This window comes from Streptomyces cadmiisoli (assembly GCF_003261055.1).
GTDB lineage: Bacteria > Actinomycetota > Actinomycetes > Streptomycetales > Streptomycetaceae > Streptomyces > Streptomyces cadmiisoli.
This window is the reverse complement of the sequence record NZ_CP030073.1, coordinates 8,269,915-8,284,889: the sequence shown is the minus strand read 5'-3', so window position 1 is coordinate 8,284,889 and position 14,975 is coordinate 8,269,915. Positions and strand designations below refer to the sequence as shown.

Here is a 14,975-nt window from a genome sequence, read left to right as displayed (position 1 = left end):
AGACATCTGCCATGACCACGTCCGTCGTCCGTCCGTCGGTGCTGTTCGTCTGCGTGCACAACGCCGGCCGCTCGCAGATGGGCGCCGCGTTCCTCGCCCATCTCGCCGGCGACCGGGTGGAGGTCCGCTCGGCGGGCTCCGCCCCCGCCGACTCCGTCAACCCCGCGGTCGTGGAGGCGATGAAGGAGGTGGGCATCGACATCTCCGCCCGGACGCCGCAGGTCCTCACCACGCAGGCAGTGCAGTGCTCGGACGTGGTGATCACCATGGGCTGCGGGGACGCTTGCCCCGTCTTCCCCGGGAAGCGGTACCTGGACTGGCAGTTGGACGACCCGGCGGGGCAGGGCGTCGACGCCGTCCGGCCGATCCGCGACGCCGTGGAGCAGCGAGTACGCGGGCTGCTCACCGAGTTGGGGATCCCGGCTTCGGCATGATCGCAGCCCGGTCGTCCGGGGGACGTCCTGGACGGACGGTGGGGCACGAACGCGCCCAGGTCCGGAACACGGCCGTCTCTCCATGCTCCGAGCAGCGGCTTCCCTGGCACGTGGGCTGAACCAGAGAAGCCTGAGCCAGGCCGGCCCCATGGGAACACGCACGACCCGGCCTGCACACCCAAGTCCCCTGCCCGCTCGCCCCCACACCTCGCGTCGCTCGGTGGGCTCTTCGCTCGCGTCTCGTCCTCAGTACCCGCGCCGCCTCGGCGAGCCGATCGTACGGACACTCTGCGTTCACTCGCGGCGACCGGACGTGCCTGAGGCGCACGTCCCGCGAGCGCTCTTTGCTTCCCGCCGAGCGGTGACGGACCATGGGGCCGATGGATGGTCTTCCCCGCACCGTCTGGTCCACGGCTCACGCAGGTTCCGCCCACGCCTCGGACCACTGGTCCGACATCGTGTGTGAGGCCCTCGTCGGGGTGTCCGCGCGGCCGGGGGCTCCCGGACCCTTCTCCGGATCCATCGACCATCTGACGTTCGGCAGCATCGAGCTCTCCACGGTCGCCTCCGGCGCCCAGCAGGTCGTCCGCACCTCTCGCATGATCGCCCGTGATCACGAGGAGTTCGTCCTCGCCAACATCCAGCTGGACGGCAGGGCCGAGGTGAAGCAGCAGGGCCGGATCGCCCGGCTGTCCCCCGGCTCGATGACCTTCGTGGACAGCGCTCACCCGTATGAACTGTCCTTCGCCGGCACCTTCTCCCAACTGGTGGTCAAGGTTCCCAGAGCCGCGCTGTCGTACCGCTCACCCGCCGAGGCGGCGGCGGTGGAGTTGGCGGCCTCCGGACCGGGGCGCCTGGTCAGCGACTTCCTCCTGGGGCTGCACCGGCGGCAGGACCTCGACCCCGGCGCTGTCGCCGGCCTGCTGCCGCATGCGATCGGTCTGCTGGACACGGCGGTGAGCTGGGCCGCGTCCAGCACGCCGACCGCCGCCTCGAACGCGGCGCTCCAGCGCGAGCGCGTCCACCGCTTCATCACCCGGCACGCCGACGACCCGCGACTGGACGCCGATACCGTCGCCGCAGCTTGCGGGCTTTCCCGCAGAACGCTCTTCCGCGCCCTGGCCGCTCACGGAGAGACACTCACCGGGCTCATCCGCGAGGCACGGGTGACCCGGGCCCGGCATCTGCTGCGCGCCGCGCCGGAGCGGCCGATCGCGGCGGTCGCCCGCGCCTGCGGATTCGGCGGTGAGGCACAGTTCCACCGCGCGTTCCGCAGGACCACCGGACTGACCCCGGGTGCCTACCGTTCGGCATCACCGGTCGCCGCTGTGCCGCTCCCCGGTCCCACGGCGGCCGGACGCCGGCTCACCGACTCGGCATGAGTTCCCTGACCACGTCGACGAACCCTGGCGGAGGCGGCGGCATCGGCGCCTTCACGAAGTCGCCGAACGCGACGTCGTAGCGCTGCCCCCAGACCGGATCGACGACTCGGTATCCATCGCTGCGGAGCTGCTCGACATTGCGGCTGACGGCGGGTTTCGCCCACATCTCTCCGCTCATGACGGGAAAGAAGGCCACCGGGAAGGTCGCGGTCAGCACCGTGGCCGCGAGCATGTTCGGCGCGGCGCCCGTCGCGACCGCCGAGAGGATGTGCGCCGAGGCCGGCAGAACGGCCAACATGTCGTGCTCCTCGGCGAGCGTGGCGTGGTTCTGCCCCGCCCAGGTCGAGGGCTCCTCGCCGGTCACCACCCGGTCCGCGAAGAGTGCGACGGTGCTGGGCGGCAGAAACGCGGCCGCCGTGTGCGTCATCAGCACGGTGACGGTTCCGGTGAAGGTGGTCCGCAGTGCGCCGATGTACATCGGAAGTGTCGCCACGGCGGCCGAGCCGGTCGCGCCGATGAGCAGACGGCCACCGAAGGCCGTGGTGTCGTTGCTGGTCATACGAGAAGGGTGCGCCTCTTCCAGGCTTCCGCCCTGACCGAACGCGCCGCAACGAGTGACCTTCCGTGCCACCCGTGGCGGGCGGGCAAGGCGCCGTGGGCCGCCGGAGCCGACGACGGGCCGCTCCGGCAACGCGGCCGCCGGTTCGTGACGCCCCGCGTCCCACGCTGCGCGCCTTTCGGATGAATAGGGACAGCCTCAGCGCCCCACCGGGTAGGGCTAATGGGCATCCCAGCAGCCGGGCGCGGGGGCGCCGCGCGACGAGTGAACCGAGGTAACCGCCGATGGCCGACGAGAGCGTGCTGCATCCGAGCCTGATCGCCCCGGTCGGGCACGTCGAGCCCGTGCCGCGGCGCGTCCGCGGAGTGATCGGCGGGCGCGTCGCCTTCGACACCCGGCGCGCCCTGTACGTGTGGGAGTGGCCCGCCTATCCCCAGTTCTGCATCCCGGTCGACGACCTGGTCGAGGCCGTGCTCACCGACGACCAGCACACCGAGGAGCTGGGTGCCGGGCCCGCGCGGCGCCATTCGCTGCGCGTCGGGTCGCAGGTCCGCGAGGGTGCGGCCTGGGTCTGGGAGGAGGGCGCCCCCGAGCCGCTGCACGGCACCGTTCGTTTCGAGTGGGACGCCCTGGACTCCTGGTTCGAGGAGGACGAGCCGGTCTTCGTCCACCCGAGGAGCCCCTACTCCCGGGTGGACGCACTGCGTTCCTCCAGCACCGTCCGCGTCGAGCTGGACGGGGTCGTCCTGGCGGACGCGCCGGACTGCGTGAAGCTCTTCGAGACGGGCCTGCCGACCCGCTACTACCTCGACCGCATGTACGTCGACCTGACCCGGCTGCGCGGCACCGACACGGTCACCCACTGCCCCTACAAGGGGACGACGAGCAGCTACTGGTCGTTCGACAGCGACATGGCCACCCACGAGGACATCGCCTGGGCCTACGACTTCCCGACCATCCACGCCAACCGCATCGCCGGCATGATCGCGTTCTTCAACGAGCACGTCGACCTGTCCGTGGACGGCACACTGCTGCCGCGCCCCACCGAGCCCGCGCCGAGGGGATCGACCGGCCACAGGCGCTGAAGCCGGCGCCACCGTACCGCCGGGCCACCTGGCTCTCTGCCGGCAGCACCCTTGAAGCCCAGGTCAGCACCGTCGCGTTTGGCGTATGAGCCGGCGATCCGTATGTTTGACACCACTGTCAAACATTGAGTCCGAGAAAGCGGCGGTGGGCACCATGGCGTACGGAAGTTCTGTCGAGATCGTGGAGGCGTTCTGGGACGAGGTCTGGAACGCCCACGCGCCGGAGAGGATCGACGACTTCGTGACCGAGGACTTCGTGATCACCAGTGGCGGCGAGCGCATCGAAGGACGGGAGAACTTCAAGGCGTGGGTCACGGCCTTCCTCGACCGGGTCCAGGACCTCCGACTGGAGGCCGTCGAGACCTTCCAGAACCAGGACGGCACCCGGGTGGCCTCGCGCTGGGTCGTGCACGGCAAGAACAACGGCTTCCTCGGCACCGAGCCCGACCAGCAGCCGATCTCCTTCAGCGGCACCGCCGTCTGGGCGGTCGACGCGGACGGCAAGCTCGTGCACAACTGGGTGGAGCGCGCGTCCTGGGAGTTGTTCCAGCGCCTGACCGGGTCGTCGGCCACCACCGCATGACACGACTCCGCGACGCCGTCGGACGTTCCCGCCCACTGCCGGGTGACCGCTCTCACCTCGCATTTTTCGACGTCCGCACCGGTGCGGAGTTATGTTGGACACCGATGTCGAACAACGCAGTGGATCCGCCGACGAGCCGGTCGGCCGTCGGCGGGACGGCAGAGGGAGTCACGTGGCCGGAGTACGCCGATTCGACGAGCGGGAGACCCTCGGTCTCGCCCTCGAAGTGTTCGGCGCCCGCGGGTACCGCGCGACATCGATGCTCGACCTCGCCGCCGGCACCGGCGTCCAGCGCGGCTCCCTCTACCACGCCTACGGCGGCAAGGAGCAGATCTTCCTGCGGGTGTTCGGTGACTACACCGGGGTGTTCCTGGCCGGCGCGGCCAAGGCACTGCGCACCGGCGACCGGCGGTCGGCACTGCTGGCGTTGTTCGAGTACTGCATCCGGTCGATCACGGCCGGCACACCGTCGCGCGGCTGCCTGTCCACCCGGACCGTGCTCGACGCGAGCGCGGAGGCGCCCCACGTCGAGACCGCGGTGCGCAGCTTCCTGGACGATCTCGAAGACGTCGTGCACGACGGGCTCGAGGCGATCGACGACGGCGACCTCGCCGTCGATCTGCGGTCCGCGGCGCGCCTCGTCGTCACCACGACCCGGGGTCTGGCGGTCATGGAACGCGCGCACCACGGACCCGACGAACTGCGCAACATCGCCGAGGCCCTCGTCACGAGTCTGGCCGGGCCGAACCGAACGGTATGAGCCGGTGCCACCACCACCCCGAGATCACCAGCAGGCCGGGGGCGCTTCGGTCCGAAACGGAGGCCGCAGCGCGCGGCGACGTCCCGGATCGGTGGCGTGATGAGTCGGACCACTGAGGACGCGGCCCCTGACATGCGACTTGTGCCGGGCCCGTATCGTGTGACAGGCGGTAATCGCCACCAGGAGAACCCACACGTGCTGAGTTCGAGACCCGCTGCGGCAGCGTCCGAACGTCCGACCCCGACCGAGCCTTCCCGCACCACGCGGACCCGTCCTGGCGACAGACACCCGATGGGCCGATGTCGCGGAACCTCAGCCGTGATCGCGTCCCCTCCCTCCGCTTCGCTCCGCCGTGACAGGGGCGGGTTGCGGGAGGTGTACCTCGAAACGCAGCCTTGGGGAACCAGATGATCGGCCGGGACGAAGAGATGCGCGTGCTTCGCCGCATGCTGTCGGAGGCCGCGGCCGGGGACGGCGGCGCGCTGCTGGTCCACGGCACCGCCGGTGTCGGCAAGTCGACGCTGCTGCGCACTTTCGGCACCGAAGCCGCGGCAGCCGGCTTCAAAGTGCTGCGTACGTCCGGCGTGCAGACCGAGCAGTGGATGCCGCTCGCAGCACTCCAACTGCTGCTGCAGCCGGTCGCCCGGGGTATCGATGACCTTCCGGACCCGCACCGGCAGGCGCTGGGCATCGCTCTGGGCAACCTGCAGACCGAGCCCGAGATCTTCCGGGTGGGACTCGCCGTACTGGAACTCCTCGCCGACGCGGCCGTACGGCAGCCGCTGCTCCTGCTCGTGGACGACCTGCAGTGGATCGACTCGGCCAGCCGCGATGTGATCAGGTTCGTGGCCCGGCGCACCCGTGACCTCGCCATCCTCGCGGTCGGAGCCGCCCGGACCCAGCCGTTCGACTCGCCCTGGCAGGCCGTCTACTCGGAGCTCGGTCTGGGACCCCTCGACGCGGCGGCCGCCGCCGAGTTGCTCGACGCGAGCGCCCCCGGACTGCCGGCGCATCTGCGTGACCTCATCCTGGAGCGCGCCGCGGGCAATCCGCTGGCCCTGATCGAACTGCCCAAGGCGGCCCAGGGCCGGACGGCTCGGACGGACAGCCTGCCGCTGACCCGGCGGCTGGAGGACGCGTTCGCCGCGCGCACCGACTCGGTGAGCCAGGAGTGCCGCGCGTTCCTGCTGGCCCTGGCCGTCGAGTCGACCGCACCGCTGAACCTGCTGCTCGACGTCGCGAGCCAGCTCTGCGACACGACGGTTTCCGTGGAGGCGGTTCAGGAGGCGGTGGACGCGGGTCTGATCACCCTGGTCGGGCGTATCCCGGAGTTCGGGCACGCGCTGATGCGGTCGGCGATCTACACCCGGGCCTCGGTGGCCGAACGGCTGGCCACTCACCGCGCCATGGCCGTGGCGCTGGAGGCGACGCCCGAACGGCAACTCGCCCACCTGGCCAAGGCCGCGTTCGGCCCCGACGAAGAACTGGCCGGCCGACTGGAGCGTTTCGCCGACGAGTCGCAGGCCCGCGGCAAGACGGCGGCGGCCGTTCCGGCCCTGGTCGAAGCGGCCCAACTCGTCCTGGACGAGAGCCGCCGGGCCGGCCTTCTCGTCCGGGCCGCCGAGCTGTCCAGCGAGGTCGACGACGGCGTGCACACCCAGGTGCTGCTGGAGCGCGCCAGGACGAGCACGCTGGGCCCGGTGGAACGGGCCCGCCTGTTGCTGGTGTCGGACAGGACCTCCGAAGTCATCGATCCGAACCGCCAGATCCAGGACATGGTCACGGCGGCGGGCGGAGCGTTCGACGCGGGAGGCACGGACGCCGCGGAGAACCTGCTGTGGCGCGCCTCGGCGCGTTGCTTCTTCCATGACGGCAACACACATGTACGGGCCCAGACGGCTGCCGAACTGGACCGCTGGAACCCCGATCCGAACGCTCCCCATGTGCTGATGGTGCGGGGGTTCACCCACCCGTATCAGTACGGGGCGGACGTGCTCGCCCGACTCGACGACCTCAGAGTGGATCGTGCCGACGGCAGAGTCCTGCACTTCCTCGGCAGCGCCGCGATGGCCGTCGGTGACCTGCACCGCGCCACGCAGTACTGGGCGCTGGCGTCCTCGGCTTGGCGGTCACAGGGCCGCCTCAGCCTGCTCGCCCGTTCCCTGGCGGGCGCGTGGCCACGGGTGTACTTCGGTCAACTGGAGCGCGTGCGCGAGGAGTCCGCCGAAGGGCTCACGCTGGCCGAGGAGACCGGGGAAAAGGCCTGGATGAACCTCAAGGCGACGGCCGGCCTGGTCGCGGCGCTGCGCGGTGAGTCCGAGGAAGCGACACGGACGATCGGCGCGCTGCGTGCCCGGAGCCTGTTCGCCCATGTGCCGTTCGTCGCCGCGAGGGCGCAGCAGACCGACGCTCTGCTCGCCCTTTTCGAGGGTCATGCGGACCGGGCCTACGATCTTCTCGCCCGTGCGTTCGATCCGACGGATCTGCACTACCACTCGGTGAGTCGCTGGCTGCTCGCGCCGGACCTCGCGGACGCCGCGGTGGCCGCGGGCACCGTCCCGCAGGCCCGGGAACTGCTGTCCGATCTCGCCGAGCTGGCCGGGAGCCTGCCCTCGGAGATGATCGTGACCGCCCACGCCTACACCCGTGCGGTGCTGGCCACCGACGACACGGCGGAGGAGCGGTACGCCGCGGCGCTCGGCGAGCTGCCCGCCCACTGGACCCTGTTGCGGGCCCGCCTGCGCCTGCACCACGGCCGCTGGCTGCGCCGGCAACGCCGCAACGTCGACGCCCGCAGCCCGCTGCGCACTGCCCGCGACGAGTTCGACCGGATCGGCGCGCAGCCCTGGGCCGACCTGGCCCGCGAGCAGCTTCGGGCCGCGGGCGAGGCGAACGTCCGGCGGCAGGCGAACACCAGTGAGCTGCTGTCGGCCCAGGAAATGCAGGTGGCCGAGCTCGCCGCACAAGGGCTGAGCAACCGGGAGATCGGCCAGCGCCTGTTCATCTCGCACCGCACCGTCGGCGCCCACCTCTACCGGATCTATCCGCGGCTGGGCATCACCAGCCGCGGCAGGCTCGCCGCCGCCCTCGCCACCCTCCACGAGGAACGGCCCGCGGCCCACGACGCCGGGAGCACGGGTTGACGATGGCACCGACCGGGCCGGCCACGTGTTGACGTGAGCCGGCAGACGTGCGGCGCCCGGCCGGCGTGAGCCGGTCAGGCGCCGCCCGGACCCGCTACGCCTGGTCCTGCTCCTCGATCGCGGCCGGCCGCAGTTGCGCGGCGCGGATGCGTGCGACGTCGAGCTTGAGGCCACGGTCGAAGCGGTAGACGCCGTTCTGTTCCTGGAAGACGTCGGTCAACTGGGTGTAGCAGTAGCCGAACATGTCGGGGTCCGCCAGCAGCACTCCGGTGAGGCCGCTGAAGCGTGCGTGGAACTCCTCCTCGTCGCCGACCCGTGTGCCGTAGCCCCAGGACTGGGTGCGGTCCTCGCCGGACTGCGCGGCGGCCGCCTCAGGATCCCACCAGATGCCGCCGAACTCGCTGACGAAGTACGGCTGGCCCCGATAGGGCACGGAGTAGGGCGCGCCGCTCTCGTAGGCGTTGACGAAGGGTTCGCCCTTGGCGAGTCCCGACATCTGCTGCCGGAAGGCCTCGGGGTCCTGCTCGTAGCTGTGCGAGTCGTAGATGTCGGTCTCGTCGACCCGGTGGGCGTAGCCGGAGGCGTCGATGACCGGCCGCGTGGTGTCCATGGCCTTGGTGGCCAGGAACATCGCCCGGGTGACGGCGTCGAGCTGGGTGATGCGGTCGTGCAGTTTCTGGTACGTCTCGTTGAGCGGGCACCAGCCGATGATCGAGGGGTGCGAGTAGTCCCGCTCCAGCGCTTCCAGCCACTGGGCGACGTAGGAGGCGTCGGGCTGCTGGTTGTCGCCCGAGGAGCCGCCCGTCTCGCAGCCCCAGTCGCCGAACTCGCCCCAGACCAGATAGCCGAGGCGGTCGGCGTGGAAGAGGAAGCGCTCCTCGAACACCTTTTGGTGCAGGCGCGCGCCGTTGAAACCGGCGGCCATGGCGAGTTCGATGTCCCGCACCAGGGCCTCGTCGGTCGGGGCGGTCATCAGACCGTCCGGGTACCAGCCCTGGTCGAGGACGAGACGCTGGAAGACGGGGCGGCCGTTGAGGGTGACCGCCTTGCCCCGCAGGCCCACGGAGCGCAGGCCCGCGTAACTCACGGCGCTGTCGACCACCTGGCCGGCGGCGTCGAGGAGTTCCAGCCGCAGGTCGTACAGGTGCGGGTCCTCCGGGCTCCACTCGCGCCGCCTGTCGTCGGGCACCGGCAGATACAGGCGCGGGGCGAGATCGAGGTCGGCGCGCGCCTGCGCGCTGCTCACCTCGCCGTGGCCGTCGCTCAGGACTGCGCGCACGCGGTGTCCGGGCCGGTTGCCGGACAGGGGCAGTTCGAGGTGGAACGCGGATCCGGCCAGGTCGGGGGTGATGCGGGGACGCCGCAGGTGCACGTCGGAGACGGGTTCCAGCCAGACGGTCTGCCAGATACCGGTCACCCGCGTGTAGTTGCAGTCGTGGTTGGCGTACTGGACGGCCTGCTTGCCCCGTGCCTGCGGGCCGGACCTGGGGTCGCGGGCCCGGACGGTGAGGACGACTTCCTCCCCCGCCCCGGCGAGGTCACCGAGATCGGCGGTGAAGGGGGTGAAGCCGCCCCGGTGCCGGGCGACCTCCTTGCCGTCGGCCCACACGGTGGTGTCGTGATCGACGGCGCCGAAGTGCAGCAGCACACGGCGTCCGGCCCACTCCGCCGGCAGCGTGACGGCACGGCGGTACCAGACGGCCTCCAGGAAGTCGGTGTCGCCGATACCGGACAGCTCGGACTCGGGCGGGAAGGGGACGAGGATCTCGTCGCGCAGTTCACGGCCGAGGAGGCCGCGTTCGAGGCCGCTGTCCCCCCGGTCGGTCTCGAACTGCCAGGCGCCGTTCAGGTTGAGCCAGTCGCGGCGCACGAACTGCGGTCGCGGATACTCCGGGCGCGGTACGGAGTTGATGGACACACATGCTCCAGTCGATCGGACGGCCGGCGTGCTGCCGCCGTGCCTTGAGTTGACAGCGAGGGGGGTGAGGTCAGGAGCCGCCGAGGCCGGTGGTGGCCACGGAGTTGACGATGCGGCGCTGGAAGAGGAGGAACACCACGATCAGCGGCAGTGCCGCCAGCAGCGCGGACGCCATGGACTGCGCGTACTGCACGCCGTAGGCGTCCTTCACGGTGGCCAGTCCCACCGGAAGGGTCATCAGGTCCGGGTCGTTGGTGACGATGAACGGCCACATGAAGTTGTTCCAAGCCCCGATGAACACGAAGATCGCGACCGCGGAGACGATCGGCCGGGACAGCGGCAGCACGATCGAGAGGAAGACCCGGAACTCGGAGGCACCGTCGATGCGTGCCGCCTCCTCCAGCTCCCGGGGGATGCCGTCGAAGAACCGCTTGAGGATGAACACCATCATGGGGGCCACGACCTGGGGCAGGATGACCGCCGCATAGGTGTCCACCATGTTGAACAGCAGCATCTGCTCGAACAGCGGCACGACGAGAAGCTGCGGCGGGATCAGGATGGCGGCGACGGTGACGGCCAGCAGGGCGCGTCGCCCGCGGAAGGTTCCGCGGGAGAAGCCGTACGCGGCCAGGGTGGAGACGACCACGGTGATCAGTGTGACCAGTCCGGCGATCAGGAAGCTGTTGAAGGCCCAGACGGGCACGTTCCCGCGTTCCAGTATCTGCTCGTACGCCTGCGTGGTGAAGGCACCCTTGATCGGGGACAGTCCCGGTGTGGCCACGTCCTGCTCGCTCTGCAGGGAGGTGGCGATCGCCCACAGGAACGGCAGCAGCCACAGGGCGGCGAGGACGGCCAGCGCGGTGCCGGCCAGGACGCGCGGCAGCCGGCCGTGGCCCAGGAGCAGAGGGGAGCCCACCGTCTCGTTGGGCGGACGACGCCGTGCTCGGACGGTCGTTGCGGTTGCGGACACGGGTCAGTCCTCCTGACGGAAGAGGCGGAGCTGCACGAGGGAGACGACGATGACGACGGCGAAGAAGAGATAGGAGATCGCGGAGGCGTAGCCGAGCCGGTAGCCGGTGAATCCGACGTCGTAGACGTACTCGAGGATGGGGCGGGTGGAACCGTTCGGGCCGCCCTTGGTGAGGATGTAGATCTGGTCGAACACCTTCAGTGAGGCGAGGATCTGGAGCATGGCCACCAGCGCGGTGGTCCGGCCCAGTTGCGGCAGCGTGATGGACCACAGGCGCCGCCACGCCCCCGCGCCGTCCAGGGCGGCGGCCTCGTCGTAGGTCGACGGCAGGGACTGGAGTGCGGCGAGGTAGAGCAGGAAGTTGAAGCCGACCGTCCACCAGACGGTGAGGCCGGCGATGGACCACATCGCGACGGCTTCGTCCGACAGCCAGCCGACGGGGCCGACGCCGAAGGTGTCGAGGAACTGGTTGGCCAGGCCGAGGTCCGGTTGGTAGAGCCAGGTCCAGATGAGCGTCACCACGGTCACGGGCAGCAGATAGGGGGCGAAGAACGCCAGTCGCCAGGCCCACTGACCGGCGAGCCCGCTGTGCACCAGCAGCGCCATCGCCAGCGCGATCAGCACGAGCGGAACGCTGGAAATGGCGGTGAAGAACACCGTGTTGCCGAGGCTGCTCCAGACGTCCGGATCGCCCAGCGCCTCGGCGTAGTTGTCGAAGCCGACGAACGACGTCTCGCGCAGGGAGAGCGAACTGTCGGTGAAGCTCATCCACAGTCCCTGGACGACCGGCCAGACCAGGAAGAGGCCGAAGACGAGCAGGAACGGCAGCACGAAGACCAGTCCGGTGCCGGAGTTCATACGGATCCGGCGGCCGGCCCGCCGTCCGCCGTCGGTCGGGGACGCGTCCGGGCCTGTCTGTGCTTCGGCGCCGAGGGGTGCGGTGGTGGTCACGTCGGTCACTCCTTTCAGTCGTCAGGCCACCGGATTGGGCTGCCGCAGCAGCGTGTTCGCTTCGCTGACCATCTGGCGGACGGCCTTCTCGGCGGACGTGTTGCCCAGAAGCGCCGACTGGAGGGGCTGGCACATCCGGTTCTGGAAGTTCGAACCGGCGCCGGTGAACCAGTTCGGCGGATCGAGCACCGCCACCCGTCCGGCGTCCGCGTACGAGGACTGGGGATCGAGGGCCGCGTACTCCGGCTCGGCGAGCACGGGCTGGTACGCGGGGATGTGACCGGCGCTCGCCCAGGTCAGGCTCTGCTTGAGCATCTCGGCGACGTAGCGGTGCGCCTCACGGCGGCGCGCCGGGTCCGGGCTCTCCTGGTGCGGGAGGACGAAGGCGTGGCTGTCGGTGTAGACCGCCGGCTCGTCGAAGACCTGCGGGAACGGCGCGGCTCCCAGCGGGATGCCCGACTTCTTCAGGGTCGGCAGCTCCCATTCGCCGACCATGAGCATGCCGCCGCGTCCGCTGACGAAATTGGCTATCGCGCCGTTGTAGTCGAGGTTGTTGGGGTTGCTCCGGCCGTCGAAGAGCTGCTGCATGAACGACACGACCCGCACGGCGGCGTCCACGTCGATCTCCGCCCGCCCTCCGTCCGGCAGTGTGAAGGCGGCACCGGTCTGCGCGTAGAGGGCGGCGAACAGGCGCCAGGTCTGCGCCGTGTCGGTGACGTGGCCGAAGAGGATGCCGGCCTCTCCGTTGGCCTCGGCGAGGGCCTTGCCCGCCTCCAGCAGCGCCTCCGGCGAGCCCATCGGGGCCAGTTCCTGCGAGGAGTCGAGAAGACCCGCCCGGCCGGCGGCTTCCTTGTCGTAGAACACGATGAACGGGTGCACGTCGAGCGGGACGGCGTAGGTGGCGTCGTCGTGCTGCGTGCGCGCCCAGACCGCGGGGGTGAAGTCCCGCCGGGTGACTCCGAACTCGGCCAGTACGTCGAGGTCGAAGGGGTCCAGCAGGCCGCCGGGGGCGTAGCCGGCCAGGCGGGACAGATGGGCCACGGCCACGTCGGAGGCACGTCCTCCGGCGGCGGACATCGCGAGCTTGGTGTAGTACGACGGACCCCAGTCCAGGATCGTGCGATCGATCTCGAAGCCCCGTGATCCCCCGGACACGGCCTTGATCATGTCGTCCATCAGCATGCCGTCTCCGCCCTGGAACAGGTCCCAGACGCTCAGCGCGGAGGCGTCGGAGGCCGAGGCCGGTGCGGCACAGCCGGACAGCGGGCCCGCGGCGAGCAGCGCGCCAGCGGCGGCCATGCCGTGGCGCAGTAGCCGGCGGCGGGAGAAGCGGTGCGCCGGGCCGGACGCCGACGGCACTTCTGGGACAGGGAAGCGGGAACTCATCACGGACCTTTCGACGGCCGGACACGCATGCCGTACCGGCGATGGCCACGCGAGAGCGGACCATCGCGCACGGCAGACGGGGCGCACCATGTGAAACGGTGCGGTGGCAAGTTTTTACATCGATGTACATTGGCTGTAAAGAGTCTGCGGGACACCGCCCGGAAGCCCAGGACCGGCCCGACCGGCAACCGCCGGTCGGGCCTGCGGCGCGCCCGCCCTAGACTCAGTGGCGGCGAGGGGCAGGGAGGTTGCGGTGGCACGGCCCAGGATCAAGGACGTCGCACGACAGGCGGGGGTGTCGGAAAAGACGGTGTCCAATGTGATCAACGACTACGTCCACGTGTCCGACCGGACCAGACGCGCGGTGCAGGAGGCGATCGAACACCTCGGCTACAAGGTGAATCTGGCCGGCCGTCACCTGCGCCAGGGCCGCACCGGCATCATCGCCCTCGTCGTGCCCGAACTCGACGTCCCCTACTTCGCCGAACTGGCCCGGCACGTCATCCGCGAAGCCGAACAGCGCTCCCTGACCGTGCTGATCCACCAGACCGGAGCGGACCGCGACCACGAACTGGCGGCACTGGCCGGATTCGGTTCGACCTTCGTCGACGGGGTCATCCTCAGTCCGCTCGCCCTGACCGCCGACGATCTGCGCGACCGCGCCGGCGCGCCGCCGACCGTGCTGCTCGGCGAACTGCTGGAGGAAGGCGCGGACCATGTCGCCATCGACAACGAGAAGGCCGCGCGGCAGGCGACCGAGCATCTGATCGGCCTCGGCCGCCGCACGATCCTGGCCGTCGGCGGCCGTGACGACGCGGGGCTCGGCACGGCGGAGGCCCGCACCCGCGGCTACCGCGCCGCCCTCACCGAAGCGGGCATCCCCTTCGATCCGGCCGCCCTGCTGCCCGTGACGTCGTTCCGTATGCCCGACGGCGCCGACGCCGTGGCCTCGGCGCTGCACCGCGGCGCGCGACCGGACGCGCTGCTGTGCTTCAACGACCAATTGGCGCTGGGCGCGCTGCGGGCGCTGCACGAGCAGGGACTCCGGGTGCCCGAGGACGTCGCCGTGATCGGATTCGACGACGTGGAGGGCGGCCGGTTCAGCGTACCGACGCTCAGCACCGTGGCCCCGGACAAGGCCGCGGTCGCCAAGGTCGCCGTCGAACTCCTGCAACTCAGGATGGACGAGGCCGCGGGGTCGGCCACGGCGGAGGCCGCCGTGCCGGACGTCCGCTCCCCTCAGGACCTGGTGGTGGCCCACCGTCTCGTGCTGCGCGAGAGCACCGAGGGACGCGTCCGGAGCTGACGCGCGTGCCGCCGTGCCGAGTGCGTGGCCACCCCACCGGGACCCGGTGACGGAGTCCGCCCGGGCCGCCGGGCGGCCGCACCGACGCCGGGGCGGCCGACCGTCGGCACACCGTCCCCGGTGGCTCGTGGCGGCGCGGCGGGGTGGACGCGGCGCCGGGGCCATCAGGGTGGTGCAAGGCCGTGTCGGGCCGCCGTCGCGGGTCCGGTTGGCCATGCTGACCGGGACAGGCACCCTTCGCGGCGATGAGGAGCACGGCATGCCGACGGACCCGGTCGGACGATTCTTGGCGGCTTTGGACCCCGAACACCGGAAGGACATCGGCGCCAGGCCCCGCGAGGAGCAGGAGCAGCTCGCCGCGGCGTGGGAGCGCGAACTGGAGTCGGACGACGAACTCGACACCCTCGACGAGCTCTCCCCGCCCGCGGCCGAGGCAGAGGCGGCCCGCCGCGTCCTGGAGCGCGAGACGGACTAGACAGGGCGAGGTCCCGCGGACGG

13 protein-coding genes are annotated in these 14,975 nt (G+C 70.8%); 8 read left to right on the top strand and 5 right to left on the bottom strand.

Annotated features, from left to right (window positions below; genetic code table 11):
- Positions 1 to 11 precede the first annotated feature (11 nt).
- Positions 12 to 434 carry an arsenate reductase ArsC gene (locus tag DN051_RS36430; protein WP_112440965.1) on the top strand — a complete coding sequence of 141 codons (423 nt, stop codon included), beginning with the start codon at positions 12 to 14 and terminating at the stop codon, positions 432 to 434.
- Positions 435 to 814: 380 nt separating this feature from the next.
- Positions 815 to 1,816, top strand: a complete 1,002-nt coding sequence (locus DN051_RS36425; RefSeq protein WP_246040717.1) for an AraC-like ligand-binding domain-containing protein — start codon at positions 815 to 817, stop codon at positions 1,814 to 1,816.
- Here DN051_RS36425 and DN051_RS36420 read toward each other — a convergent pair.
- Positions 1,800 to 2,375, bottom strand: a complete 576-nt coding sequence (locus tag DN051_RS36420; RefSeq protein WP_053755961.1) for a flavoprotein — start codon at positions 2,373 to 2,375, stop codon at positions 1,800 to 1,802. The two genes, DN051_RS36425 and DN051_RS36420, sit on opposite strands and share 17 nt — an antisense overlap.
- 284 nt (positions 2,376 to 2,659) lie before the next feature.
- Between DN051_RS36420 and DN051_RS36415 the strand changes: the two genes are divergently transcribed.
- The 4 genes from DN051_RS36415 (at position 2,660) to DN051_RS36400 (ending at position 7,946) form a co-directional block, all read left to right on the top strand.
- Positions 2,660 to 3,460, top strand: coding sequence for a DUF427 domain-containing protein (locus tag DN051_RS36415; RefSeq protein ID WP_112440961.1), 801 nt, complete (start codon positions 2,660 to 2,662; stop codon positions 3,458 to 3,460).
- A 154-nt stretch (positions 3,461 to 3,614) separates the two neighbouring features.
- Positions 3,615 to 4,043, top strand: coding sequence for an ester cyclase (locus DN051_RS36410; protein WP_053756081.1), 429 nt, complete (start codon positions 3,615 to 3,617; stop codon positions 4,041 to 4,043).
- Positions 4,044 to 4,215: 172 nt separating this feature from the next.
- Complete coding sequence (locus DN051_RS36405) at positions 4,216 to 4,803, top strand: TetR/AcrR family transcriptional regulator (RefSeq protein ID WP_053755963.1); 588 nt, start codon at positions 4,216 to 4,218, stop codon at positions 4,801 to 4,803.
- 428 nt (positions 4,804 to 5,231) lie between these two features.
- The gene (locus tag DN051_RS36400; RefSeq protein WP_246040716.1) at positions 5,232 to 7,946 is read left to right on the top strand and encodes an AAA family ATPase; all 2,715 of its coding nucleotides are present in this window, start codon (positions 5,232 to 5,234) and stop codon (positions 7,944 to 7,946) included.
- Positions 7,947 to 8,040: 94 nt separating this feature from the next.
- Here DN051_RS36400 and DN051_RS36395 read toward each other — a convergent pair whose 3' ends face one another.
- The 4 genes from DN051_RS36395 to DN051_RS36380 all read right to left on the bottom strand — a co-directional run bounded on the left by DN051_RS36395 (position 8,041) and on the right by DN051_RS36380 (position 13,171).
- Positions 8,041 to 9,864, bottom strand: coding sequence for a glycoside hydrolase family 2 protein (locus tag DN051_RS36395; protein WP_112440958.1), 1,824 nt, complete (start codon positions 9,862 to 9,864; stop codon positions 8,041 to 8,043).
- Between the two features lie 70 nt (positions 9,865 to 9,934).
- The gene (locus tag DN051_RS36390; RefSeq protein ID WP_053755966.1) at positions 9,935 to 10,834 is read right to left on the bottom strand and encodes a carbohydrate ABC transporter permease; all 900 of its coding nucleotides are present in this window, start codon (positions 10,832 to 10,834) and stop codon (positions 9,935 to 9,937) included.
- Between the two features lie 3 nt (positions 10,835 to 10,837).
- Positions 10,838 to 11,785: a carbohydrate ABC transporter permease gene (locus tag DN051_RS36385; protein ID WP_162625043.1), complete on the bottom strand. Its 948-nt coding sequence runs from the start codon at positions 11,783 to 11,785 to the stop codon at positions 10,838 to 10,840.
- Positions 11,786 to 11,806: 21 nt separating this feature from the next.
- Complete coding sequence (locus DN051_RS36380; protein ID WP_112440955.1) at positions 11,807 to 13,171, bottom strand: extracellular solute-binding protein; 1,365 nt, start codon at positions 13,169 to 13,171, stop codon at positions 11,807 to 11,809.
- A 253-nt stretch (positions 13,172 to 13,424) separates the two neighbouring features.
- Between DN051_RS36380 and DN051_RS36375 the strand changes: the two genes are divergently transcribed.
- Positions 13,425 to 14,477 (top strand): LacI family DNA-binding transcriptional regulator, encoded by a 1,053-nt coding sequence (locus DN051_RS36375; protein WP_112440954.1) that lies wholly within the window; start codon positions 13,425 to 13,427, stop codon positions 14,475 to 14,477.
- A gap of 259 nt (positions 14,478 to 14,736) precedes the next feature.
- Positions 14,737 to 14,952 carry a hypothetical protein gene (locus DN051_RS36370; protein WP_053755969.1) on the top strand — a complete coding sequence of 72 codons (216 nt, stop codon included), beginning with the start codon at positions 14,737 to 14,739 and terminating at the stop codon, positions 14,950 to 14,952.
- The last annotated feature ends 23 nt before the right edge of the window (positions 14,953 to 14,975 follow it).